The 25,981-nt window shown below is 52.8% G+C and carries 17 protein-coding genes; 11 read left to right on the top strand and 6 right to left on the bottom strand.

The annotated features are described in order from the left end of the window. Window positions 1-538: 538 nt before the first annotated feature. The 6 genes from NP596_RS04515 (at window position 539) to NP596_RS04490 (ending at window position 9,462) form a co-directional block, all read left to right on the top strand. Complete coding sequence (locus tag NP596_RS04515) at window positions 539-2,083, top strand: PAS domain S-box protein (RefSeq protein WP_256614067.1); 1,545 nt, start codon at window positions 539-541, stop codon at window positions 2,081-2,083. Between the two features lie 163 nt (window positions 2,084-2,246). Then, window positions 2,247-3,758: a B12-binding domain-containing radical SAM protein gene (locus tag NP596_RS04510; protein ID WP_256614066.1), complete on the top strand. Its 1,512-nt coding sequence runs from the start codon at window positions 2,247-2,249 to the stop codon at window positions 3,756-3,758. A 292-nt stretch (window positions 3,759-4,050) separates the two neighbouring features. Next, window positions 4,051-4,242, top strand: a complete 192-nt coding sequence (locus NP596_RS04505; protein WP_256614065.1) for a hypothetical protein — start codon at window positions 4,051-4,053, stop codon at window positions 4,240-4,242. Further along, window positions 4,235-8,767, top strand: coding sequence for an AVAST type 2 anti-phage system protein Avs2 (avs2, locus tag NP596_RS04500; protein WP_256614064.1), 4,533 nt, complete (start codon window positions 4,235-4,237; stop codon window positions 8,765-8,767). Before NP596_RS04505 ends, avs2 begins: the two co-directional genes overlap by 8 nt. Window positions 8,768-8,830: 63 nt before the next feature. Next, window positions 8,831-9,061: a DUF2281 domain-containing protein gene (locus NP596_RS04495; RefSeq protein ID WP_256614063.1), complete on the top strand. Its 231-nt coding sequence runs from the start codon at window positions 8,831-8,833 to the stop codon at window positions 9,059-9,061. Beyond that, entirely contained in the window at window positions 9,058-9,462 is a 405-nt protein-coding gene (locus NP596_RS04490; protein WP_256614062.1) for a type II toxin-antitoxin system VapC family toxin, read from the top strand. The genes NP596_RS04495 and NP596_RS04490 overlap by 4 nt, the downstream gene beginning before the upstream one ends. Before the next feature lie 232 nt (window positions 9,463-9,694). On the opposite strand, the gene NP596_RS04485 is transcribed toward NP596_RS04490, so the two are convergent. Genes NP596_RS04485 through NP596_RS04460 form a run of 6 tightly spaced genes read right to left on the bottom strand, consistent with a single transcriptional unit; the run spans window position 9,695 to window position 18,144 of the window. Continuing rightward, a complete protein-coding gene (locus tag NP596_RS04485) occupies window positions 9,695-10,894 on the bottom strand; it encodes a catalase family protein (RefSeq protein ID WP_256614061.1) in 1,200 nt (399 codons plus the stop codon). Next, a complete protein-coding gene (locus NP596_RS04480; RefSeq protein WP_256614060.1) occupies window positions 10,891-12,420 on the bottom strand; it encodes a Dyp-type peroxidase in 1,530 nt (509 codons plus the stop codon). Before NP596_RS04480 ends, NP596_RS04485 begins: the two co-directional genes overlap by 4 nt. 10 nt (window positions 12,421-12,430) lie before the next feature. Then, a complete protein-coding gene (locus NP596_RS04475) occupies window positions 12,431-13,732 on the bottom strand; it encodes a hypothetical protein (RefSeq protein WP_256614059.1) in 1,302 nt (433 codons plus the stop codon). Window positions 13,733-13,746: 14 nt separating this feature from the next. Next, window positions 13,747-14,211 (bottom strand): hypothetical protein, encoded by a 465-nt coding sequence (locus NP596_RS04470; RefSeq protein WP_256614058.1) that lies wholly within the window; start codon window positions 14,209-14,211, stop codon window positions 13,747-13,749. Window positions 14,212-14,216: 5 nt separating this feature from the next. Beyond that, the gene (locus tag NP596_RS04465) at window positions 14,217-15,170 is read right to left on the bottom strand and encodes a catalase family protein (RefSeq protein WP_256614057.1); all 954 of its coding nucleotides are present in this window, start codon (window positions 15,168-15,170) and stop codon (window positions 14,217-14,219) included. Window positions 15,171-15,204: 34 nt separating this feature from the next. Then, window positions 15,205-18,144, bottom strand: coding sequence for a peroxidase family protein (locus NP596_RS04460; RefSeq protein WP_256614056.1), 2,940 nt, complete (start codon window positions 18,142-18,144; stop codon window positions 15,205-15,207). Between the two features lie 379 nt (window positions 18,145-18,523). On the opposite strand from NP596_RS04460, the gene NP596_RS04455 reads away from it, so the two are divergent. From NP596_RS04455 to recC, 5 genes are all read left to right on the top strand, one after another. Next, window positions 18,524-19,594, top strand: a complete 1,071-nt coding sequence (locus NP596_RS04455) for a helix-turn-helix transcriptional regulator (RefSeq protein ID WP_256614055.1) — start codon at window positions 18,524-18,526, stop codon at window positions 19,592-19,594. 67 nt (window positions 19,595-19,661) lie between these two features. Continuing rightward, window positions 19,662-21,050, top strand: coding sequence for an ATP-dependent RNA helicase DbpA (gene dbpA / locus NP596_RS04450; RefSeq protein WP_256614053.1), 1,389 nt, complete (start codon window positions 19,662-19,664; stop codon window positions 21,048-21,050). A 36-nt stretch (window positions 21,051-21,086) separates the two neighbouring features. Beyond that, window positions 21,087-21,659 carry an AmmeMemoRadiSam system protein A gene (gene amrA, locus NP596_RS04445; RefSeq protein WP_256614052.1) on the top strand — a complete coding sequence of 191 codons (573 nt, stop codon included), beginning with the start codon at window positions 21,087-21,089 and terminating at the stop codon, window positions 21,657-21,659. A 212-nt stretch (window positions 21,660-21,871) separates the two neighbouring features. Beyond that, window positions 21,872-22,246: a hypothetical protein gene (locus tag NP596_RS04440; protein ID WP_256614051.1), complete on the top strand. Its 375-nt coding sequence runs from the start codon at window positions 21,872-21,874 to the stop codon at window positions 22,244-22,246. 4 nt (window positions 22,247-22,250) lie between these two features. Next, window positions 22,251-25,727, top strand: coding sequence for an exodeoxyribonuclease V subunit gamma (gene recC, locus NP596_RS04435; protein ID WP_256614050.1), 3,477 nt, complete (start codon window positions 22,251-22,253; stop codon window positions 25,725-25,727). Window positions 25,728-25,981: the final 254 nt, after the last annotated feature.

Genomic DNA, 25,981 nt, shown 5'->3' with positions numbered 1-25,981 from the left:
GTCTTGCTTGATTCTCCAGTCAAATGCCAAGCGATAAGCGTTTTAGCTTGCTAATACCAGCCGGGCCGAAGCGGATCTTATTCGTAGCCATGACGGCGAAACCGGCTTGGCTTCCTTGCAAATTGAACGCGCCCTGTATGCCAGGTTAAATTTTTCCACATTAAGCCCGAGCAACGAGATGAAATTTACATGATTCGGCGCGTCGGCCGGCTAAACTCGGCGAACGGTATCCCGGCTATAAGATGGGGAATTCAGTGTTTAAGAAACCTGCTAGCTTTAACAGGATTGTCCGGCTGCTAAATCGTTGATTATAGTGGCAATAGACCAGCAAAATTCGATGTGGCGATGTTCGCCGTTCGCCTAAATTCAATACGCCTTGCCATAAGCCAACAACCGGCATAGCGGCCAGATTGAGGCGCATGTGTTAAAATGCCATCCACCGGCCACCCACAATACGCATGAAAAACCCATGCGGGGACACGCCGGATTTCTCATCGCGGAAAACGTTCTAATTATGGAGTAATAGGATTGGTATTTTATGGAAAAGAACACGCCCAAAAGCAGGCATAAGCATATCGCCGTGCAAAAACCCGAAGCGTGGTATCAAGCGATTATCGAATCGTCGAATGACGCCGTTATCGGCAAGGGATTAGACGGCTTGGTGGCCAGTTGGAATCCCGCGGCGGAACGGATATTCGGCTACCGGGAAGCTGAAATGCTCGGTCAACCGATCACAAAGCTGATCCCTGAGGAGCGGCATGGCGAAGAAAAAATAATTCTTGGCAGAATTTTGCAAGGCGACCATATCCAGCATTACGAGACGATTCGCATTCGTAAAAATGGCGCTTATTTTCCTGCCTGTATCAGCCTTTCCCCAATCAGAAACAATGCGGGCAAGATTGTCGGCGCCGCCAAAATCATTCGTGACGTCACTGAGCGCAAAGTGGAGGAGTTGCTGAGCAAAGACAACCGATTCCGGGTGCTATTCGAAACCATAGTCGACGCTGTCGTAATCATTAACACAAAAGGCACTATCCAGGCTTTAAATCCCGCCGCGTTCACTCTGCTAGGCTATCAGCCGATAGAAGTGCAAGGACAAAATGTCAGCATCCTGATACCGGAACCACATACCAATGAACACGATACATATTTAAACAATTACCTGAAAACCGGGGTTAAAAAATTAATTGGGATTGGCCGTGAAGCGGTTTGTAAACGCAAGGACGGCTCGATTTTTCCTGTCGAGCTGACCATCAGCGAAATGAATGTCGATGGCGAACGCATGTTTGCCGGGGTTATCCGCGACATTACTTTGCGTAAGCGTTGTGAAGCCGAACACGATTTTGAGCAGCAGCTCGCCAGCGAGCTGCTGCAGATTCTTTGGGAAACGGAAAAAATCGTTCAACCCGGCCTGACCCTCTGGCGCGGAGAAGGCTTGCCCGGTAAACGCTATTTTTCCGGAGATTTGCTGCTGCAGGCTTCATGCCACGGCCAAACCTACATATTGCACGCCGATTCGATGGGGCATGGATTGGTTGCCGCACTGCCGCTATTGCCCTTAGGCGACACATTTTACGCGTTGGCCCGGTCCGGCCACACGATCGAAGCCATCGCCGCCAGTCTGAACCGCTTGTTGTTCGAGCGAATCCCGCGCGGCTGCTTCGTGTCCGCATCTATTTTGCGTATCAATCCGGACCACAGAATTATTGAATGTTGGTGCGGCGCGATGCCGCCTATCGTCGCATTAAACGAAGGGGGCGCACTGGTCACGCAAATCCATGCCGAACATCCTGCTTTAGGCGTCATTGCGCCGAACGAATTCGATGCCCGAGCAATTCATTGGCGGTGGGATGATCAACAATCGCGGTATTTGTTTTTGTATTCGGATGGCCTGACCGATGCACAAAACAGTCGGGGAGAATCTTTCGGCATGCAACGGGCGCTGGCCTTATTTACCGCTCAACTGGAAAACCGGAACCCAACCGAAGAACGCTATAAAACTTTTATCGATTTCGTAGACCCAAACAGGGCGCAAGACGATGTGTCGCTGATGATGATTGATTGCACGGCATTGCGGCCGTAGCAACGCCGTCTCGACCTGGCGTCGGCAAAGCGCGTGCAAATAAGCCATGCGCGGCACGACCGGCCTTGGCTAACCCAAATTGCCGAGGAGGCTTAGCGTTTCAAGCTTGGGCAGTCAAACAATGCTATTCTGCGCGGGTTATTTTTCTTCCAAACCTTCGCTCATGCCCCGCATCGTTATCGCCACCCTCAACGCCCGCTACAGTCACACGGCTTTCGGTTTACGATACCTTTATGCCAACCTGGGCGAACTGCAAAACGACACCGGGCTTTTGGAATTCACCATCAACCAGCGTCCCATCGAAATTGCCGAACAATTGCTGAAACAGCAGCCGGAGATTATCGGCCTGGGCGTATATATCTGGAATGTGGCCGAGATTAACGCCGTGGTGGGGATATTGAAACAGGTGGCCCCGCAAATCCGGATTGTGCTGGGCGGGCCGGAAGTCAGCCATCCGCCGGATTTGCCGGCGGTTACCGAATTGGCGGACTTCGTCATTACCGGCGTGGGCGAAATCAGTTTCCCGGCTTTGTGCCACAAGCTTTTGAACGGCCAGGCGCCGCAACAAAAAATCATCCCGGGAGAAACGGCGCCTTTGTCAGCCTTGTCATCGCCCTACCCCTATTACACCGATACCGACCTGAAACAACGCATCGTTTACGTGGAAGCCTCGCGCGGCTGCCCGTTCAAATGCGAGTTTTGCCTGTCCTCGCTGGACCTTACCGCCAAACCGTTTGAGTTAGGGGCGTTTTTGCAGGATATGGAATTGCTGTATCTACGCGGCGCCCGGCATTTCAAATTCATCGACCGCACCTTTAACTTAAAGGTCGACAGCAGTGTGGCGATACTGGAGTTTTTTCTGGGCAAACCCACGCATGATCTGTATCTGCATTTCGAAGTGATTCCGGACAATCTGCCCGAGCGCTTGAAACAGGCCATTCAAAAATTTCCGCCCGGCAGCCTGCAATTCGAGGTGGGCGTGCAAAGCTTCGACCCGGTGGTGCAACAGCGTATCAGCCGCAAGCAAGACAACGACAAAACCCGCGCCAACCTGGCTTGGCTGCGGCAACATTCTCACGCCCATATCCATGCCGATTTGATTGCCGGCCTGCCCGGCGACACGCTTGAAGGATTCGGCCGCGGCTTCGATGATTTGGTAGCGTTAAAGCCGCAGGAAATCCAGGTCGGCATCTTGAAACGCCTGCGCGGCGCGCCGCTGAACCGGCACAACGACGAGTATCAATTACGCTACGACCCCAACCCGCCGTATGCGATTCTCAGCAGCCGCGACATTAGTTTCGCCGACCTGCAACGCTTGAACCGCTTCGCCCGCTTTTGGGATTTGATCGGCAATTCCGGGCGCTTTAATGCAACCCTGCCGGCGATTCTGGCCGACCAACCCTTCGCGCGGTTTCTACAATTCAGCGACGCCCTGTTCGCCATGACCGACAGCACCTGGCAAATCGCCTTGAGACGGCTGTTCGAACTGGCTTACACCGCCATGACGGAAACCTTGCAGATACCGCCGGAAACGGCCAAACAACTGTTAGAACAGGATTTTGCCCGCAGAGGGCAAAAAGGCCGGCCGGATTTTTTAAACGCCGCTAGCCCGCCCGATGCCGATAAACGCGCGATTGCCAACAAGCGTCAGAAAATGGCGCACGTTGGGCAATAACAGGCATTTCGCAACGCGGATGCAAGCAAATCTGCCGGTGGATTTTGGAGAAGCTATCGAACTGGTCATGTCGGCCACTAGCAACCTTCGAGTCCAATGCACTGAAATCAAATGCATACCCGACATTCAAGTGGAAAAAATGATACGACACAACAGAAGCGGTAACGTCGCATAGCTCAGTAAATTCAAGCTTTGACCGCTCATTAACCGATTACGACGTGACTTTGCTTGGAAAATTAGCTAAAACATCCAACTGATCAACTATCATTCAGCCGGAATTGGGCAATCAAATATGGAAATCCTCGGCCTGCTCAATCAACAACTGGTCAAACTATTAACCGCCACATTTCCGGCGCTGGTTTTCCACTGGTGGAATTTGCTGTTACTGAGCAAATTAACCTACCAGCAAAATAGCTTTGCCGCCTCACTACCACCGCAAGCCTTGGAACGCCAGGATTTGGCCGCCTTGCTCAGAAATGAATAAAACCGATCTGCTAAAAATATGCTCATTAAACGGTAGCCAACACTTTGCTTTCGAAGAACTATGTTGTCAGCTTGCATCTCTTGAACCAAGAGTAATAGAGGATGAGTTTCTCCGCAAAGGTATTGGATCAGATGCCGGAGTTGAATGCTACGTAAGTCACGCTGACGGAACAGAAACAGGTTGGCAAGCAAAATTTTTCGATAAGTTTGATGCCGGTCAGATGGCGCAGCTTACGGAATCCTTGAAACAAGCCATCGAAAAGCATCCCAAACTGAATCGTTATATCGTCTGTCTACCAATTGATCTTAAAGATGGGCGAACCGGAAAACGTAAAACTGAAGGGCAACGCTGGATAGATTGGAAAACGACTCGACTCGCCGAATTAGGCGAAAACCACAATATAGAAATTATACTTTGGCAAGCCACCGATGTTCGAGAACGCTTGCATCGCAATGATCCGTATTACGCCGGGAGGATGAGTTTCTTCTTCGATGAACTTTGCTTTACACCAGTTTGGTTTGCTCGACACGTCAACGCTGCCTGTATTTCGTTAGGTTCCCGATATACGCCTCAATTTCATATCTCGTTACCAATACGGCAGGCATTCTTAGGGATTAGTCGAGCACCTTGGCTTGAGGAACAACGCGAGAGTTTCATTACGCCGCTAAGAAAACAACTCAATAGCTTAAAATATGACTTTCAACAGGCCAATATCCCGGAAACAGATTTACAGGCTTTATTAAACGACATCGATAAACTAATCGACGCACTCAAGCAAAGTTTTTCGATAACAAAGTCTTACCCTGTCGCGGAATGGCGCAGCCAAATTCAACAAGTTCAAACTGTTGCGAATCAATGGCAGGCCCATTTCTGGCACCTCGATTCAGAAGAAAAAGATAAATCGAAAAAAGATAATATTCGGGCCGTATTAAACGAACTTTATAGGTTCGGACAAACGCTTGAGGAAATAGACGAAAAACTAGATTCTGATACTTGGAAACTGGCAAATGAACAGGCTGTGCTTCTTTACGGCGAAGCGGGAACCGGCAAATCGCACCTGTTGGCTGATATTGCCAATGATTCAATCAAAAAAAGCTACCCAGCTATTTTTTTGATCAACAGTCAGTTTTTCTTACAAGACCCTCGTACGCAAATTCTTGAGCAGTTGGATTTAAGGCATATTTTATTTTCAACTTTTCTTGGAGCTTTGGATGCAGCGGGCCAAGCCGCAGGCGTGAGAGCATTGCTGATAATCGACGCATTAAACGAACGTTTCGGTGTCGAAATTTGGCCTCAATATCTGGCACCGTTAATCGAGGAGGTTAAACACTACCCTCATCTTGCCCTTATTGTTTCATGCCGCACAACGTACCTACCATTTGTATTGCCCGCCGATTCACTACTGCGAGATAGCTTGGAACAAATCGAACACCACGGTTTTGCCGATGGAGGCGGGTACGCCGCCAGAGCTTATCTGACCATGCGCAAAATTATCAGGCCTAGTGTTCCGCATTTATTGCCAGAATTTAACAACCCGCTTTTCCTTAAAACCTTGTGCGACAGCTTGGAACGGCAAGGGCTTAACTGTTTTCCACGAGGAATTCAAGGTTTAACGGAATATTTTGATTTCTATCTAAAATCTTTAGCTAACCAAATTGAATTGCGGATGGGGCTAGATAAAAGGCAGAACATTATTGCGCGTGCGTTGAAGGCATTCACCGAAAAATTGCTATTTAACCAATCTTCATATCTACCAATTGAAACGACTATTGCTTGTTTTGATTCGATTTATTCTTCCACAGGCCGACAAGACCGCAGCTTGTTAAGCCAATTTGAACATGAGGGAATATTAACAATTGAACCTGTTTATATCGAAAGTAACCATTCGGAAGAACAAGTGCGATTTACGTTCGAACGTTTCAGTGATTTTCAAATTGCTGGGCAATTGTTAAATGAGCATCTTTCTTCGGAAAATAGCGTTCAACCATTGGAAGCAGGGACTTCGCTACACACTTTTCTTTCCCGTAAAGATATAAATAGGGTTGCCGGCATTATAGAAGCATTAGCGGTTTTGCTACCGGAAACTACAGATTACGAATTGCTCGATATATTTCCATCCGATAAGGGATCATACCAATGGACAGTCAATGAAGCATTTTTGAAAAGTTTATTATTACGCCGTCAGGATCGTTTTACCGATAGAACCCGAGAATTGGTGATTGATTTTTCTCAAGACTATCGAGACTACTGGTTGGAAACGCTTATTGCCGTTAGTACGGAACCAAATAATCGCTTCAATGCCAATTACCTGCATGAAAAATTGGCTCCTTTGACGATGCCTGAGCGCGATACTAAATGGTCTATTGCTATCGCCAATCTGAGCCTAGAGGATGGTTCGCCACTTGATACCTTGCTTTCCTGGACACTGGAATCGGGTTTTGAGGAAATAGATCCAATACGCGCCGAATTGGCGGCAACGATGTTGACATGGCTATTTTCGACGTCGTATCGCACCCTTCGAGATCGGGCTACCAAGGGATTATCCGCTTTACTGGCACCACGTTTGCCGTTAGCGGTTACTCTGCTGGAGCGTTTCAAGCAGGTCGATGACCTTTACATTTTGGAGCGGCTATTAGCGGCCTGCTATGGTGCCGCATTACAAGCTCAAACCCAAAAAAATCTACCCGAACTTGCTCTTTTTGTTTATCAATGGATTTTTGCCGATGGTAAGCCGTCACCCCATTTGCTGTTACGCGACTATGCCCGAGGTATCATCGAATACGCATTACATTGTGACTTATTGCCTGAAGAAATTAAAATTGAAAAAGTACGGCCACCGTACCAAAGTGATTGGCCGATTGAGTTTGTGGCCGAGGAGGACTTGGCGAAATATGGCGACAAATACAAGGATGATATCGTTAGATCGGCAAGCAGTGAGTGGCTTGGCGATTTTGCCAAATATATTATTAAGCCCTCCGTTCATCATTGGACAGTAACACCGTTGGGCGTAGATAAAGCATTAACGCCGCACAAAAACTTTGAAGTCTTCTGTTCAATGCTGGCCGATCATGCGAATTCCGATCAATTTTTGGCTTTTAATGAAATGCTGGAATTCTGTATCGACTGCAATAGTTCGGAACCAAGTACAGAAAGTCGAAAATCACAAAAACACGCCTCTGACAAAGAAATCAAAGTCGAAATCGTTGCTTACGACGATAAAAAGTGGGAGCAAAATAAACAGAACGAAACTAAATTCGAAGAACTTGAGAAAAAATTTATCGATTTACTCGACGAAAAATATAAATACGAATACTGGTCAGGATGTCGGCAAGGAGTGCGACAAGTTCTTAACCGATATTCAAACAATCGACCGGAACATTTTGACGCTATTTTAGCCCAGCGCTGGGTAACCAAATGGGCTCACGATTACGGATGGAGCCATGATTTATTTGGCGAGTTCGATGACAAAATCGGTTCCGGCCGAGGCAGACGCCATAAACAAATGGAACGAATTGGAAAAAAATACCAATGGCTGGCTTTATATGAGTTGTTGGCCCGAATGGCAGATAATCTAATTTACGATTCCGGTTACAGCGATGATGCAGACGGATATGAAGGGCCTTGGCAAATACACAAACGAAATATCGATCCGTCGTTATTGATTTGCAAAACCAAAGACGATGAATGGGAAAATCATCCCCATGCCTGGTGGTCGCCGCAAACGCTAAAATTGCGCTTGTTGAAGAGACAGGAGCAGAAACTCTGGTTACAAAACGAATCAGATCAATTGAATAGTGCGTCGTTGCTAGATGTAACCGATCCGGAAACAGGCGAGCGCTGGCTGGTCTTGAAGAGTTTTAAGCAATACGGCACCTCCTATGATTTGGACTCGCGTATCGATTCATGGTGTAGATGCTGGTGTGTAGTCGTCAAAAAACGGCATAAAAACCGATTCATAAATGCGATTTCTAAACATAACTTGATCGATCCGGATGCATTTCCAAAAATCGGCGAATTTTATGATTCATTTATAGGCGAATACCCTTGGCATCCGTCATATAAGTTGGACGATGACTGGACAACAGTCGACCGAGATTATGGCTTTCCTTATAAAGTGTTACCCACATTTGCCGAATACACCGCAGAACGTGGTGGTTACGATTACTCGATTGAAGGGACGATAAATACTTATTTGCCTGCACCGTGGCTAATACAAAAACTTGGTTTAAGGCTAATTGACGGACGCACATTGTTCTTTGCAGACGCTAAAGGCCAAATTTTGTTCAACGATCCTTCGGTACACGAAGAAGGACCGAGTGCGGCGCTTATCGACAGAACGGCATTTTTAGATTTACTGGATAAAGAAAACTTGGCGCCGGTCTGGATTATTGCAGGAGAAAAAGGCGCATATGGTGAGCATCATGATGATTTCGTTGGGCGCAGAGTTCATTCTTTTGTTTATTCATTAAATGAGCTAAATGAAATCGTTTGCGTTAAACAAAAAATTGATATTGAAGAACGTTGAAACATCTAAACTCGAAAATCGACAGACCGGTTTTCAAACTACGTTTTCTGGAGAACAACTTAAATGACCATTGCCGACACCATCTACCAACACGTCAAAGCCCTGCCGCCCGCCAAAGCCTTGGAGGTTTTACATTTCGTCGAATTTCTGGAAACCAAACCCGACTCAACGACGGAGCCCGAAGCTAACAAGGCGTTGGCTGCTTTTCTGCACAGTCTGCCGGTTGGCCAACGTAACGACGCGGACATCAACACCGAATTTCAGGCAATGCGCGACGAGTGGGATCAACCGTGAAACTGTTCCTGGACGCTTGCGCCGTCATTTATCTGATCGAGTCGCAACAGGATCAAGGCCGAAAAACCCGCTTGCTGGTCGATAAGGCTAGCAAATCGAACGCGCAACTGAGCATATCCCGACTGTCGTTTCTGGAATGCCGTGTTTTACCACTGAAAACCAAGAATGCGGAATTGTTGGATTGCTATGACCGGTTTTTCAGGTTGCCCGGTCTGGAAATCGTCGAACTCGATACTGCCGTCATCGATATTGCTACGGAACTTCGCGCCAATCATCCCGGTTCCTTACGAACACCTGACGCCATTCAATTAGCTTGCGCTATAACATCCGGCTCGGATCAGTTTCTGACGGGCGATAAAAAGCTGGCAGCTATTCAGGAAATAAAGGTCATTGTTTTATGATCGATAACACTTTCGCCATTGCGCATCGCTAAAAATCACCGGCGGCTTACTGGAGATAATTAGAGCTGGCGCCGAAAAATTGAACAGTCCCCCGTTTGCAGATTTGCGTTGAAAGTCGCCAGTAGGACGCTATTTGCCAATCACATCACTAATTATGAGATTTTTAAATTAATTATGCTCCGCCAGCTCTCCTTTTTCCGCCGAAACCCAGGGTAAGCACATTCCGCCAAGCTTATTCAAACACCTCATCCCCGGCGGGTTCCAGATGGCTGACCTGATTCATTTCCTGCCGGAAGTTTGACAATTCCCGATATAGTCTGAAGCGGGCCCGGTTTAGGTTGCCCAGTGGCCGGTGTTCCGGCAGGCAATGCCAGGGGTTCATTTTCAGGCGTTTGGTAAAGTCGGCCATGGCGTCAAAGTTGTGTACCTGTTTTGGAATATGCACCGTGGCGACCGGGATAAACGGCGATAGCTTTTCCGGCCAACGCACCGAGCTGTCTTCTATCGGCATCAAGTGCGGGTCGGTTTGCAGTTGTATCATCAAGTCGAATTCCACATCGGTTTCGGCGATGGTTTTGGTCAGGTTGTCGCGCAGATAATTAAATGGTACCTTGCCGAACGGCAAGCCAGGTATCGGGGAAACGATGTTGGCTTTCGGCACGAAGGAATACATCACCGCTTGGCCTTCTCCCAGCAGATACGGCGTGCAACTCCAGTAACGTTTACCCAGCGGGTTGGTTTGGGTCTCGTTCCACAGGCTTTGCATAAACATGTCCAGCAAATGCGTATCCAACGGGTTCAGAAAGTAATACAAGGTCATATCCCGCAGACTCCAATACTGCAGCTTGGCGTTTTCGCGGGTATTCGGCGTCACAAAAGTCGGCCCGCCGCTGGTGGTGATGATGTCCTGGGTAAATTTTTCCTCGTCCATCAGCTTTTCGCCGGGCACCCCCAGCAATTTGACCGCCATGCTCAAAAAACCGACGTCCTGAATGTCGGACGGTACGTTCGGGCCGGGGCCGGCGTAACGCACATAGGCCTTATAGGTTTTCGGCTCGGCAAAAATACCGATCCGACAATGTGCGGGTATATCGTCGCGAATGGTGACCGTGGCCTTCAATACCCCGTGAGTTTTGGTATTGCCGCCGCGTTCGTAGCCGCCCGGTTTGAAGCGGCCGCGCATTTGATCGGCCATCAGGTCGATAATGTCGCTCAGGCTTTGCTCTTCGTCCGGGTCTATGCGTTCTTCGGCGATTTTCAAGCCTTCGTTCTTGCGGCGTAGATTGATCAGAAACTGCACCAGCCTGACGCCCGGCTCCCGGAACATCGCGTTCCATGCCGGACGAAACGGAGGTTCCAGCCGGCGTTCAAGATACAACAGTTGCAGCAAAAACCGGTGGATGGCCATTAATATGCAGTTTTTGACGGTCATGGCGACTGGTCTCCCTGAGTGGGTAAGGCGGCGAGATAGCGAATGGCGCTGAGTCCCGGCATGAAAAAATAGGCGCCGCCGCGCACGCTGATAAATTGCGGCAAATGCGCAAGAGTTTGCACCGGCCCCGCCGGATCGGGGCGGTGGAATTGATCGGTAGGGGTACCGTCATGCAACGGTTGCCGATGCGCCAGCAGCGGATCGCGTTCCTGTTGCAAACCGGCGAATTTACTGTTCACCACCCAGGCGTTCTGCACGAATTCGAACTGCCGGGAGATATTGGCCACTAGGCAGATGAACTGCAAGCCGCGCTCGACAACCGGCGCGTCGGCTTTGACGGCCTGCTCCGGCGTCAGCAACGGACCATAGGTTCGCCCCCGACGCAGCAGTCGGTGAAAGCGCGTCGAAGCGATTAAATCCTCGTCGTAGCGTTTAAGCCCGAAACCCAGAATTTTCAGCAACCGGCTAAAAAAGCACCCGGAAACCGAAGGCATGTCGCCGCTGCGCGGATTGGCCCGACGCACATGCGCGCCGACAGGACAACGCGTGCCGCTGGGATCAGGCAGATAATTGAAGTGATTGAGCGTGTCGCCGGCGGGAATACCGGGTATGGCCTCGCTTGCGAGCGGCATTAATGGCGAACCGTCCCGCCGCCGGCCCACCATGCTGGCGGCGAGTTGTTCGCGCTGTGCGGCATCGCCGCCGCTGGCTTTATCGAGGAATTGCCAGAAGCCCGGCACATCCTGCCCCAGCTGCCGCAACACCAAATAGCTGCCGTTACGGGCAAAATCCTTGAATTCGGGCCGGTCTTCCGCCGGCGGCAATGCCGCCGCATGGGGATCGCCGGCGGGATCGATCAACGGTCTGACCGTGTATTGGCCGTATTCGTTGCGGTAGCCCAACACCACTTCGCCGACCGCCAACCGATTGGAAAAACCGTCGCGGCTATGACTGTCGACTGACTGCCGGCCCGCCCAATCGATATCGGGTTGGCTAATGCCATCGACAAAGCCGAAGGGTTCGACATTGCCTATATCCAGGGTCGGTAATTCGGCCGCTAAGCTGAAGGCCTTGGCAAACAACTTGGTTTCCACTTTTTTACGCCAGGCACCGATTTTGCCGGCTTCGGCATATAACAGCAGCAGCACATGCGGCACGTTTTCGCTGTCGCCGCCCCACGCCCAGTATGCCGGCGCATTGGCGCCCACATCGCCGAGGCGGCGGGAGCGGCTTTCGTGGCCGGCCATACCGCCGATAAATTCATCGGAAAAATCCCGGACGACTGACTCTTTCAAGCCTAAAGCGCGCAACCCGGCCACGGAGAAGGCAATCTGCAAGGCTGTCTTCGGGCGAGAACCGTGCTGCGTCGCCGGCGAAACAGGGGCATCCGCCAGCCACTGCTTGGCGGCTTTGACGTCGGCCACCTGCAATAATAAGAAGCAGCTGTCCTTTAAATGCCCATGACCAAAACGCAACAGCCCTTGCAGGTCGTCGAATGGAAAATCGCTCGTAGGTGTCGTCGCCATGATTGCCTGCCTAAATTTCGCCGAGCCAGTCGCGTATGGCCTGATCGTTCGCTTGGCGTATTTCCACGCCTTTACGAATGCGGCTGTTGCGCGCCAAATCGATGGCCGTCAAATCCGGATAGGCCTTGTACCAGACTTCGGACGGCAACTGGTGCCGCCTTTGCGTGTACTTGAATTGCTGCTCGCGTTCCGCGCCCTGTTTGAATATCCAACGGGTCGTGGGATAGCCGATCGCGTTACTGAAGGCCGCGTTCAAGCCCCAACCGGCCTTGTTGATGAAATCGTCCATATAGCTTTCATGGCTGCCGTCGTAATTGCTGGCGAAAAATGCCCGGCGATTGTTATCCATGAATACCCAGCGGGCAAAATGTATGCTCCTGATCCGGGTCAGAAAGCCGCGGTTATAAACGTGTCTGGCCACGTAATCAGTCAGCAGCATTAAAAATTTGAACAGCAACAAGCGGAACAGCCCCGGTTTGATATCGCCGAACACATTGAATTGATTGCTGACATCCCGGTCTTCCAAATAGGCCAAGGCTTCGATGTGTTCGCGGCTCGGGCGGATGAACAGCTCCGGATCGGATCGTTCCAACATACGCAAGCGCAATGCAAAAAAAGGCGCCAAGATCAGGAATACCGGCGATAACAACAATAAAACCAACGGTACCCCGATCTTGTGCAGCCCGTTCCGGATCATCCAAGCCAGCGGCGTGGGGTCTTCCGGACTCAGTTTGAGGAGGCCAGCGTGCTTTTGCATCTCGACATGAGATAACAGTTTTTGCCGCAAAACACGGGGGTTGTCACGCCCCATCTCAGCGACGATTTGCGGTAAATATTCCGACAGACATTGATGCAACGCTGCTTCTTCATGCACCTGCCTGACCGTGCGCCCAAGCCAATTGACGTAATTGGCCGCCGGCTCGATGTTATGCGTCACCATCCAGCTGAGCAGATCGAATGCCTTGGAGAAACCTTCGCAATGAGCGAATATTTGCTGCAACCCCTCCTCGGCCCGTTCCGCCAATTCGGTTAAAAAATCCAGTCTGTCGCCGTCGAAGTCGCCCAGAAACGCCAAGGCCGGCTGCCACGGCCGCGGCTCTCTGCCGAAAGCCTTTATATCGTCTCCGGTAATCGCTTCTATGATGACAAAGCGCGCCATGTGTAGGCGTTCGAATGCGCCGAAAGGCACCAGCGGGTTGGCCGGATCGGCCAATCCCACGGATTTATTCATACCCGCCAGCAAACCGCGCAGGTTTTCCAGCTCGCCGTCGCGAACCGGAGCCACTATCATGAAGGTGGATTGCGGGATCATGGCGACGGGCTCGGCTATGTGGTTTTTTCAGGCTCTTTGCGGGTCAAGGCAAAGTCCAGAATCCGCTTTTTACCCCACCAGACCTTGCCCAGGTAAACGCCCGGCTCGATCTCGCGAATTTCATCCCGTATCGCTTTGGCGAAAAACGATGTTTTCGAATAATCGATGACGATGGTGTCTTTTTGGTCCAGCCAGCTTTTGTCCATGTACACCTTGGCGACGATAAAGGTCAGACTGAAATAGGTGATTTTATTCACCAGCACCCCGGCCCGGCCGCCGGGGCAAAACAAATCGAAACGCTTGCCTTGCCAGGCATATACGCCGGCCAAAAATGCCGCCAATTTGGCGAACACCGATCCGGCCAGAATAGCGGTGCCTTGGGTGTCGCCGTTGGGAATGCTACCCGGCGTGGCGTTACAATAAATTTCGTCCAGCTCTTCGCGCGATTTGCTCAGCCAACTGTTGACGGTATCGTTCATGTTGCTTACTCCTGATTGCGGTTGCGAACGGCGGCGGCATGGGCATACACCAGGCGGCGAACCTGATTCATGCGCCCCAAGGGTTCGTGCGCCGCCAGACATTGCCAAGGATTAAAACTGCTGCGTTCGCACTCGGCCAACGCCTCCGGGTCGTCGAAATCCTGGTCTTCTATCGTGATGGTGGCGACAATTTGAAAAGGCGAAACCGTTTCATCCCAAATCACCGAGGCATCCTCGATCGGCATGATTAATGGATCGGTTTGCAGTTGCACGGCGAAATGAAACTTGGCCGGAAAACGCTGTAAATGCGCTTTCATCGCCGCGCGCAACTGGTTACGGCCCGGTTTTTCGGCTTGCAAAGTTTGATAATCCGAACAGGGGATCACGGAATATTTCACCGCTTGGCCGCTGTCTTCACCTAACTTGTAAGGCGTGGTACTCCAGAACCTCACATCGAACGGACACAAATGCTTTTGCCGGGATTTAAAGGCTATCCACAACGCTTTCAGATGCGGATCGAACGGGTTCAAAAAAAACCACAGTTTCCGATTGGCCTGCCGGGCCTGGATAAAGCCCAGAAAATCTTCCGGCGTGGCCACGAATAGAGCAGGATAGCTATTTAGAATAAAATCCTGGCAATCAGGCTCTCCCCAAAGTACCGGCCCCTCCACACCGGAGAGCCGTATCGACAAGCCGCGCACATCCTTTTCGGCATCGTCCCGGCTGGTGGCGTTGGCAAACCTCAGCATGGCTGGATAGGTTTTCGCTTCGGAAAAAACCCCGTGCTTCAATTCGGCGGGAATATCCTCATGCACGCGAAACTCGCCCCGCAAACAGCCTATGGTTTTGGCCTGATTGAAGCGGGGTACGATGCCGTCTTCGGCTTCGTTGGTGATGACGGCCGTAATCCCCCGGTCCATTTCGGCAACTAAATCGTCAATCGGCATTTCTTGATTCATAATCGCCGCCCCCCGCTGCTGTTATGTCCTTTGCTTACTTAAAGCTTTCATCGCCCGCCGCGCTGCTTTGCGGTTTCCACTGCAAGGTGTAGTCCGTGCCCCTGTCCCTGGCCCACGGGTCGAACACATTGACGACGCCGGCCAACTGATCTTTCAGCTCGGGCATGGTGCGCAGCATGATCCTTTTCAACGGCGACACTTCGACCTCGTGGCCGTTGGAAGGTTTGGGTTCCATTTGCTTGCCGTCGGGGCCGTTGTTCATGACCCACTCCACGCCCAGCGAGGAATAAAATTCCGGACGGAAGCTGGAAGTAAAGAAACGGTCGCTAAACAAACGCCGCGAGGCATTCAGGATAAACACATGAAACTGGGTTTCGGAAATGGCGTAACCGTGCGGACGGGTAAACTCCGACAGCCAACCGACCACGGTATCCAGATCCTCGATATTGTCGACCATGCTGCCGTCCGGATGCCCCAGGCAATCGTTGATGCGCGAACCGTCCTCATTCAACTGCGCTGCCGTGATGATCTTGCCGGCATCGCATTTATGCTGGCCGTAGACTTCGCGCAACAACCCGGTCAGGCGTTTCTGCTCCAGATATTCCGCGCTGTTGGTCGGCAAGCGCCAGTCGATAAAATCGTCGAAGCTGGTCAGCTGTTTCAAACCGTATTGGCGGCGGAATTCGTTAAAGCGCGGTAAGCCGCGTTCCCGGTCCCGGATCAAATCCAATGCCGCGATATCGATTTTGTTGGTTTCGGTGTTCAGGCGCGGCAAATCCAGATTTTGCAAAAATTGGGCGTGGTTCTGCAAGGTCAACAAGCCGAGACGTTGCCGGCCCATGCTCAACGCCCAGTTGCTCAAGCCGCCGTCGGCCATGGCCTGGGTAGCCTTGCCTCTAAAGGTGCCGACTACCGGCACTTTTTTGGCGATCGTATTCGGCGCCTGTAAATCCCGGTATTCCAGCAAATCGGGCAATAAAGGATGCAGGCGGTAAACGGTGGGAAACTCTTCCGGAAAATTAAACGGCGAGCCGAAATGGTTGATACCGCCGTTTACGTGTTCCGGATTACGAATATCCCAAATATCCTTTTTGTCGATCAAGCGGCCCAAAAAGGTGGGGTGGTCTTTATAACGGTGGCTGCCTAAGCCGAAAATGCCGGCGCCAGAGGCGAACACCGAATAAAACTGGTTGGCTTTGGTTTCCCGCTCGGATTTAGCGAGTTTGTTCACCACCAATTTATCCAATACTTTTTTCAAGGCCTTGGAAACAGGATCGTCCTTCATCAACAGCCCGTTCCAGTTGGCGTTCATGCCTAAATAAAGCGGTTCGTCGTATAACAGCTGGGTGGTCCATTCGATGGTGTGAATTTTGGCGATCTCGGCGGCCACCACCAGACGGGCCGCTTGGTACAACTCTTCGTCGCTGACTTTTTTATAGGTAATCACCTGCTCGGGATGTTCCGGATTGCGCAAACCGGAGTCTAAATCCGGGTTGACCTCGGCGTTGGCGCGGAATTTATCGACAAAGGCGTTGTGTTCGCGCACGAACAGGTTATGGTAAAAACTCATGCCCACCGTCCAGTTATCCGCGAAACCGGCGGCTTCCTGGCCTTTCCAGGCCGGATTGATGGGATCGGGGGTACAGTCGGGGCCGGCGTTTTCGCAACTGTTGAATACCGGCAGATAACCTTGCTTTTCGCCGGCCGCGCTATGATTGCCGCGCTGCACCATCAATAATTTAGCCGGGTCTTTGGGGTCGCGTTTCACCCGTTTTTGCGAAAGTTCGTCGAAGCCGTAGATTTGCGAGGCATCCCACCAGGCGGTGACGGTGTTTTCGGTGGTGCGGTGGGCGCGGGACAAATAGGTTTTTCCCTCGTATTCGAAAGTCGGCGCAGGTTCCTTTTGCGCGATCAAGGCCACATCCACCTTGTCGTTGGGCCGGCAACCCAGTTTGGCGGCCTGTTCGGCGGTCAACGGCTGTTCCTGGTTATTGACCAATTGCGTGGTACAACCGACCGGCATTCTGGCTTCGGTATTCTGGCCTTCCCGCAAATGGTAGAACCAATCGTGGGTCATGAACTGTATCCAATAGGCCGCCAATACGTTAAAAAACGGGGCTTTTTTATAGTCGCATTCGGCGGTTTTGGCATCGCCGGGCAAGCCATGGCCCTGGTTACAGACATCGGGTTTCGACTGATTGCGGGTAAACAATTTTCTGGAGATGACTTGCGGGTCGGGCTTTAACAAACTCAGGCGGTCGCCGTGGCGGTTGCGGACCAGTTCGTTGGCTCCCAAATCCGGAAAGGTCGAATCGAAGCTGACATTGCGGGCGAACAACTGGTTGGTCGAGCCCATGGCCGGATTGAAAATGTCGTTGCAGATCCCGTCGATGGTGCGATGGCGGATCAAATCGCCGTTACAGAGCTGGGTGCCGTCCTTGCCGGTCACTTGCTCATATAGTGGGTGAGTGTGCGGCAAACGCATTTCCGCCCATACTTTCACCACCGGTCCGGGCGTGCTGCCGACGCCTTTGATATAGGTTTCGTAGGTCTTGTTGTCGTAGAGATTGAAGCGCAGTAATTCCATGCGCTGATATTCCAGATCCATCAACGCGCCGTCCACGCCCCTGCCGTTGGGATTGAGATGCTTGCCCAGCTTGGTGATGGACTCCCAACCTTCAGCCTTGCTGCTGGCGTCTCCGGTACCCCAATAATTGGGCCAATCCACCCACACCACGCTGCGGCCCGCCAAGGCTTTTTTGCCGCCTCGGCATTCCGCGGTGTCCTCGCTGACCTTGCCTAGAAAACGTTCGGTTTGCTGCTGGGCAAGCGGCCGGAAACCCTTGGCGGCCATTGCCGCGCAAGCCTTGTCGGCCTTGATTCTTTCCAAGGTTGAAATGGCTTCCCCGTTACAAACGGTCGCCATAAACCATGACGTTACAAACAGAACCGGCACCCTTATAGTTGTTTTCATCGTCTTGCCCTCCCATATCCCGTGAATAGCGGCAGCCCGCTATGCGACCCAAGGCCAGCTTAACTTAAGTGTTCAGCCGCCGCCATGACCCAAATGGGTCAATTTAATGGCAAATCAAGCATTTAAGGGTTATGCTAAGCGCAGCTGTTTCGTCGCGGAACCGCTACGTTTTTAATTCGATTTAAAACGTCGATACGGAAGTTTTTTGCACACCCCGAATGGCGCGCCGATAGCGGCGGGTCGCCATTCGGAACAACGGGCGGCAGGAGGCAAAATTTTAGGCGGGGTAATGCGCCGAAAATACGGTTGCACCCCGCTTTCAGAATTAACGCTTATTGATTGATGAAAACACTAATAATAAAAACAAGGGTGGCACTCAATGAGGCAATTATCCGACGACCTATATCTGCATACCATACTGGCCAACGCCCCCGGCTATCCTTTAATCTGGAACCGCTTTCTGCTCGAACTGGCCCGGCAACTGTCCTGCGACTCCAGCGCCTTACTGGTGACCGACCTGAACGATTACGGCAAGACCCGTTTTCTGTTCAGCGCCCATATCCCGAAACAGTACCAAGAACAGTACGAAGACAAACTCAACCGGCAAGACCACTTCAACCGCTACATCTGCCAAAATCCGCGGCGGGTAGTCTGCAACCAAAATCTGCGCAACGAACTCCCCGGCGAGCATAAAAGCGTTTTTTACCCGCCCGGCCAACAACATTTTCGCTTCGGCGTCGCCTTGGCCTGCGCGCAAAACCATGCCCTCAGCCTGCTGCTCAATCGCAAAACCGAATTCACGGACACGGAGCAACAGCATATCGGCCGGCTATTGGAAAATACGCTGCCGAAGCTGCAAGACGCCATCCATAAGGAGCAACGCCATAAAATCAATACCCAGTTGCTTCACCATCTGGGCGATCATTTCGACGGCTATATCATCGTCGATCATGAGCTGAATATTCTGTTTTCCGACCCGATCTATACGGCCATCATCAGCCAGCTGGATTGCGTGCAAATTTCGGAAAACCGCTTCGGCATGAAAAACCAGGCCATCGAACAAAAACTGCTGTCCCTGATGCGGCACAACCAGGAAAGCAGTTCCATCCATAACCAATGCCAGTCCTGCCAAATTTCCCTGATTCCCATCGCCGCTTTAAAAAATCTGTACCAATGGGAATGCTATATGGATGGCTTCATTCTGTCGTTTACCCATGAAAAAGATAAAAATCCGGCCCTGGAGCGTTTGATGCGCCTTCACAGTCTGTCCCGCTGCGAAGCCATTTGCGCCCTGCACTTCATGAGGAACCCGTCCATAGCCGACATCGCAAACCATACCTACCGCTCGCAAGAAACGGTGCGCAACCATATCAAGCACACCATGCAAAAAATGAATGCGCACAGCCAGGCCGAACTGATGAAAAAATTGATCACGCTGGCGTCGTTATAAGCCAAGCCTGTTATCATGCTCGGCCGGATGCAGGCACTCGGCCGCGTCATTAAATAACAGAGTCTCTGTGAACAGCCCTGAATTTTCCTCCCTAGCGTTAAAACCCGCCCTGCTTGAAAACATTGCATCGCTGGGTTATACCCATCTAACCCCGATACAAGCCGAAAGCCTGCCGCATATCCTGGAAGGTAAGGATGTGATCGCCCAAGCCAAAACCGGCAGCGGCAAAACCGCCGCATTCGGCATCGGCCTGCTATCCCGGCTGGACATCGGCAGCTTTAAAGTACAAGCCATGGTGATATGCCCCAGCCGCGAATTGGCCGATCAAGTCTGCAAGGAAATTCGCCAACTGGCCCGTTTCACCCAAAATATCAAAGTATTGGCTTTGTGCGGCGGCGTGCCGGTTGCACCGCAGCGGGATTCGCTGTTGCACGGCGCGCATGTAGTGGTGGGTACGCCGGGCCGCTTGCAGGAACATCTGCAAAAACACAGCCTGCATCTGGAGCATTTAAAAGTCTTGGTGCTGGATGAGGCCGACCGCATGCTGGACATGGGCTTTGCGGACGTCATTACCGACGTGGTTTCCCACGCCCCCAGCCACCGGCAAACCTTGCTGTTTTCGGCCACGTACAGCGACCCGATCCGTAAATTGAGCCAGTCTTTTCAGTTCAAACCGGTTTCGGTCAGCATAGACACCAGCCACCATCATAACCAGCTGGAACAACATTTCCATCGGGTCGATTCCGGCAAAAGAGTGCATGCGCTGGGCTATTTGTTGGCTTACCACCGGCCCGAATCCACGCTGGTATTTTGCAACACCAAACGCGAATGCCAGGATGTAGCCGGCAGTCTGGCCGATTGCGGCTTTTCCGTGCAGGCCCTGCACGGCGATTTGGAACAAAAGGACCGCGACCAGGTACTGGTAAGATTCGCAAACAAGAGTTGTTCGGTATTGGTGGCCACCGACGTGGCCGCCAGGGGTTTGGATATCAAGGACATGCAAGCCGTAATCAATTATGAATTGCCCCGGGATCCGGAAGTGTATCTACACCGCATCGGCCGCTCCGGCCGGGCCGGTAACAAAGGCTTGGCGTTGAGTTTGTGCGCCGATACCGAGCTGGACAGAGTCAAGGCCATCGAAGATTATCTGAGCATTTCGGCTGCTTGGGACGAGATAGCGCCGTTTAAACTGAGTTACGAACAACGCTTTCAACCGCCCATGGTGACGCTGTGGATAGACGGCGGCCGTAAACAAAAAGTGCGCCCCGGCGATATTCTAGGCGCGTTGACGGGTACGGCCGGCATCGCCGCCGGCGAAGTCGGCAAAATCGATGTGTTCGACAAACACGCCTATGTCGCCATAACGCGGCCGAATGCCGACAAGGCCCTGGCCTGTTTAAGAAACGGGAAAATCAAGGGCCGCCGCTATAATGTGCATAGATCCCAATGGGGATAAAACCCATTAATCGCCCTTTCGTACCAGGAAAATACCGTGTCTCAGCCATTGACCCAACCCCAACAGAGCGTATTATTGAGCCTGGCTTGGCAATCCATCGCCCATGGCCTGAAAACCGGCAAGCCGCTGAGTATCGATTGCGCAAAATATCCGGTTGATCTGGCGCGCAACGGCGCAACCTTTGTGATATTGGAGTATCGTCGGCAACCGCGCGGCTGTGTCGGCAATCTGGATCCGATTCGCCCGTTGGCGGAAGACGTCTCGGAAAATGCCTTTGCCGCCGCCTTTTACGACCGGCACTTTCCTGCCGTCACTGCCGCGGAACTTGACGAACTGGACATTCATATCGATCTGCTATCCGCGCTGGAACCGCTGAGTTTCAGTTCGGAACTTGACCTCATCGGCCAATTAAGGCCGCATATCGACGGATTGGTGTTGCAAGACGGCTCCCACCATGCCTCCTTCCTGCCGTCCCATTGGCAAAACCTGCCTAGCCCCATGCAGTTTCTGCAGCATCTAAAACGCAAGGCGGGACTTCCGCTTACCTATTGGTCCAAGACCATCAAAGCCAACCGGTTTACCGCTTGGCGCATACCCTCGTCTTCCTGAGCCCATGGGCCGAAATTCGGCGCGCTTATATGTGCCGAATACCGGCCGAACGGTTAAAATAACCGTATTGTTTGCATGCCTCCCCGCGAGGGGCCGAATTAATGTTAGAAATGCTGTTAACACATAAACTCCATTCTTAATTTTCCAACACGCTTTAAATTAAGCGGACAACCGAAACCCTGCTTGGCTTCCTGGTATAAAAGAGATGAATGATGGCTTTATCCGGATTTAAAAAATTTCTGATAGTAACGTTGTTGGGATCGACAGCCTGCACCACCCTACCGCCCGCGGCAAAAGCCTACGATAACTTCTCCGACTATGCGGAGTCGGTATTTCGGCACCAGAATGTGCTGATCAGCCGTTTGATGATGCTCAACGACAGCGACGCCCTGGACGACAACGAGAAGCTGGAAACCGCCGAGCAGGACATGAACGATGCCTGCCATCTGTTAAACGAATATGCCGAACATGAAATGTCCGGCGAGTCCATGGGCTTGTTTTTTAAACGCGAAGTGCAATCCAGCATCGAAGATTGCGATCATAAAATCCGAAACCTGGAAACCCTGCTAACGGAAATCCTGCCTTAAACCGATGCCGGAAACCGCCGCCATGAGCCATAGCCTGGACAGCGGCATCGCCGTTATCCACTCCAACCAACTGGAAGCCTTGCGGGACGTGCTGGAATACTGGCTGCGCCAACACCCGCTGGCGCCGCTGGAAAACGAAATATTGCTGGTGCAAAGCAACGGCATGGGCCAGTGGTTGAAGCAAAGCCTGGCGCAAAACAGCGCCTTGGGCATTGCCGCCGCGATGCAAATTCAATTGCCGTCGCTGTTTATCTGGGGCGTCTACCGGGCAGTGTTGGGTTCACAAATTCCCCAGCAGCAACCGCTGGCCAAAGCGCCGCTGACCTGGCGCCTGTACCGCTTGTTGCCGGCATTGATCCGGCAACCCGGCTTCGAAAGCCTGGCGCATTTCCTCCGGCACGACCTCAACGCTCGCAAGCGCTTCCAACTGGCCGAGCAACTGGCCGACCTGTTCGATCAATACCAGGTGTACCGTTCGGACTGGATAGCCGATTGGGCCGGCGGCCGGGACATACTGCGCGATGCGCACGGCGAAGCCCGCCCCCTGCCCGACCGGCAAAGCTGGCAGGCGCAACTTTGGCGGGCCGTATTGGACGATCTCGGGACAAATCATAGCCTATTTGCCAGCCGAGCCTCGGTGCATGCCCAATTCATGGCCGGCATCGGCGATCTGGATCAACGTCCGCCCGGCATTCCGCGCCGCGTGGTGTTATTCGGTTTGTCGTCGCTGCCGCAACAATCCTTGGAAGCGCTGGCCAAACTGGGCAAGTTTTGCCAGATTGTGTTGTTCGTACATAACCCCTGCCGGCATTACTGGGCGGACATCATCGAAGACAAGGAACTGTTAAAAGCCCAGCGCAAGCGGCAAACCTACAAAGCCGGCATGGCCGCCGGCTTGAACCCGGAGGAATTGCATCTGCATGCCAACCCGCTGTTGGCGGCCTGGGGCAAACAGGGCCGCGACTATATCCGCTTGCTGGACCATTTCGACGAAACCCAGGCCTATGCCGATTGGCACTGGCCGGACCACAAAATCGATTTGTTCCGGGATTACGGCTGCGACGGCCGCCGCAGCCTGCTGCAACGGCTGCAGCAAAGCATCCTGGACCTGGAACCGGTGCCGCAACAACCCGAATTGCTGGACCAAGCCGATGAGTCACTGGCCTTTCATATCGCCCATAGTCCGCAGCGGGAAGTGGAAATATTGCACGACCAACTGTTGGCCCGTTTCAATGCGGCCGAGCAGGCCGGCGATACACTCTATCCGCGCGACATCATCGTCATGGTGCCGGACATCAATCTATACGCGCCGCATATCCGCGCCGTGTTCGGCCAGGTACAAGCCGGCGACCCGCGCCATATTCCGTTCAGTCTGGCCGATCAGCAGCAACGCGGCGAAAATCCGCTGCTGGTCGCCGTGGAAACGCTGCTGAATCTGCCGGAATCGCGCTTCACCGTCAGCGAATTTCTGGGTCTGCTGGAAGTGCCTGCCTTGCGGCTGCGCTTCGGCCTGGACGAAACCGCCATCCCCAAAATCCACCAATGGCTGGAACAAGCCGGTATCCGCTGGGGCCTGAATGCCGAACAACGCGCCCGCGCGGTGGAGATGCCGGCCGATTTGGCCGCCAACACCTGGCAATTCGGCTTGCGCCGCATGCTGCTGGGTTACGCGGTGGGCGCCGGGGCAGCCTTCAACGGCATCGAACCCTATCCGGAAATCGGCGGCTTGGACGCGCAATGGCTGGGCCATTTATGCCATATATCGGATACGCTGGAACGTTACGCCGGCAGTCTCGAGCATGAAAAAAATGCCGATGCCTGGCTGCAAGCGCTGACCGAACTGCTGGCCGATTTTTTTGCCGCCGACAACGAGCGCGACCGCAAAACCCTGGATACGCTGCATCTCGCCTTGAGCAATTGGCACCAGGCCTGCTTGCAAGGCGGCTGCGGCGCGAACGATCCGCTGCCGTTAAACGTGGTGCGGGAAGCCTGGCTGGCGGCGGTGGACGAACCGAACCTGCAGCAGCGTTTCCTTGGCGGCCGGGTGAATTTCTGCACCCTGATGCCGATGCGGGCGATCCCGTTTCGCTTGATTTGCTTGCTGGGCATGAACGACGGCGACTACCCGCGCGGCCAATACCCGCACGGCTTCGACTTGATGAGTCAGCGCGGCCAATACCGGCCCGGCGACCGCTCGCGGCGGCAGGACGATCAATACCTGTTTCTGGAAGCGCTACTATCCGCCAAACAGCAGCTTTACCTCGGCTGGATAGGCCGCAGCATCCGCGACAACAGCGAACGGCCGCCGTCGGTGTTGATCGCCCAATTACGCGATTTTCTGCAACAGAGTTTTTGTTTGCCGCACGGGCAAAATTTGCTGGAAACGCTGACGCTGGAGCACCCGTTGCAGCCCTTCAGCCCGGACTATATTAAAACCGGCCGCGACCCGCGCCTGTTCACCTATGCCCGGGAATGGTTCCAGCCATCGCCCGGCGACGCGATGAGCGCCGCCAATGCCGGCGACAGCGAGGAAAAATCCTATAGTCTGAATCTGGAAGCGCTAGCGCGTTTCCTCGGGGCGCCGGTGAAAACCTATTGCCAGCACAGCCTGAAATTCAGCTTCGACGGCGAAGACGTCAGCAGCGAAGATAACGAACCCTTCGGTTTCGACCGCTTGCAGGCCCACATCCATGGCAAGGAACTGCTGGAAGCTTTGCAAAGCCGGCAACCGGCCGATCTCGACGGTTTTTTTCAACAGCAAATGACCGCTTTAAGCGGCAAAGGCGCGCTGCCCTTGGGCGGCTTTGCCGAAACCGCTTTCGCCGGCATCGCCGTGCCGGCCGGCCAGGCCTGGCGCCAATATCAAATATTGCTCGAGCAATGGCCGCGGGAGATGCAAGCCCGGCATATCGAATTGAACTTCGGCTGCGCCGACGGCGTTAGCCTGCAACTCAGCGCCGACTTGACGCATTGTCGCCATTCCGGCGCCGGCGACAGCTGCGCGGTATTGAGCCTGACGGCGCAAACTCTGCTTAAAAAAGACCGGATTCAATACCACAAGCTGATCCTGCCCTGGCTGCAACATCTGGCCGCCTGTGCCGACGGCCTGCCGGCGCAAAGTTTTATCGCCGCCGCCGACGGCATCATCACCCTTCAACCGCTGCCGCAAGCCGAAGCGTTGGACCATCTGCAAACCCTGCTGGAAGCCTGGCGGCAAGGCATGCGGGCCCCGCTGCCGGTAGCCTGCCGCACGGCGTTCGCCTGGCTGAATGCCCCGGAAGATAAAGCCCTGGAAACCGCGCAAGCGCAATACGACGGCGACGACTGGAACCCCGGCGAAGTCGATTTCGACGCTTATCTGGAACGGTTTTTCCCCAGCTTCGCCAGTTTGTATCACAGCGAAACCGCGGATTTCGAACACTGGGCAAGCGCGCTGTACCGACCGCTTTATATCCATCTCAAGCCGCTGCAAGACGGCTGAATCGACCGCCACATGCGTATTGCCTCATAGGAAAGGTAACCGAAACGTCAGCGTCGTTGCCTCGCATTAGAGGTAACCTGGATGCGTGAAAAGATCGGTTTCAATTGTTGCTCAATAGCGGCTTTGAGAGCAAATGGATTGAGCTTGGCGTGGTGTTCGCGGAGAGCCTGTTGGTGGCTTCTGGAATATCAGGATGATCGAGAACTCGTTGGTAAGGCGTTTGCGGTGCATGGTATTTTTTGATGACCTTGACT

The organism is Methylomonas rivi (genome assembly GCF_024505165.1).
Lineage (GTDB): Bacteria > Pseudomonadota > Gammaproteobacteria > Methylococcales > Methylomonadaceae > Methylomonas > Methylomonas rivi.
Note: the sequence above shows the minus strand (reverse complement) of the source record. Positions and strands in the feature narration are given on the sequence as shown.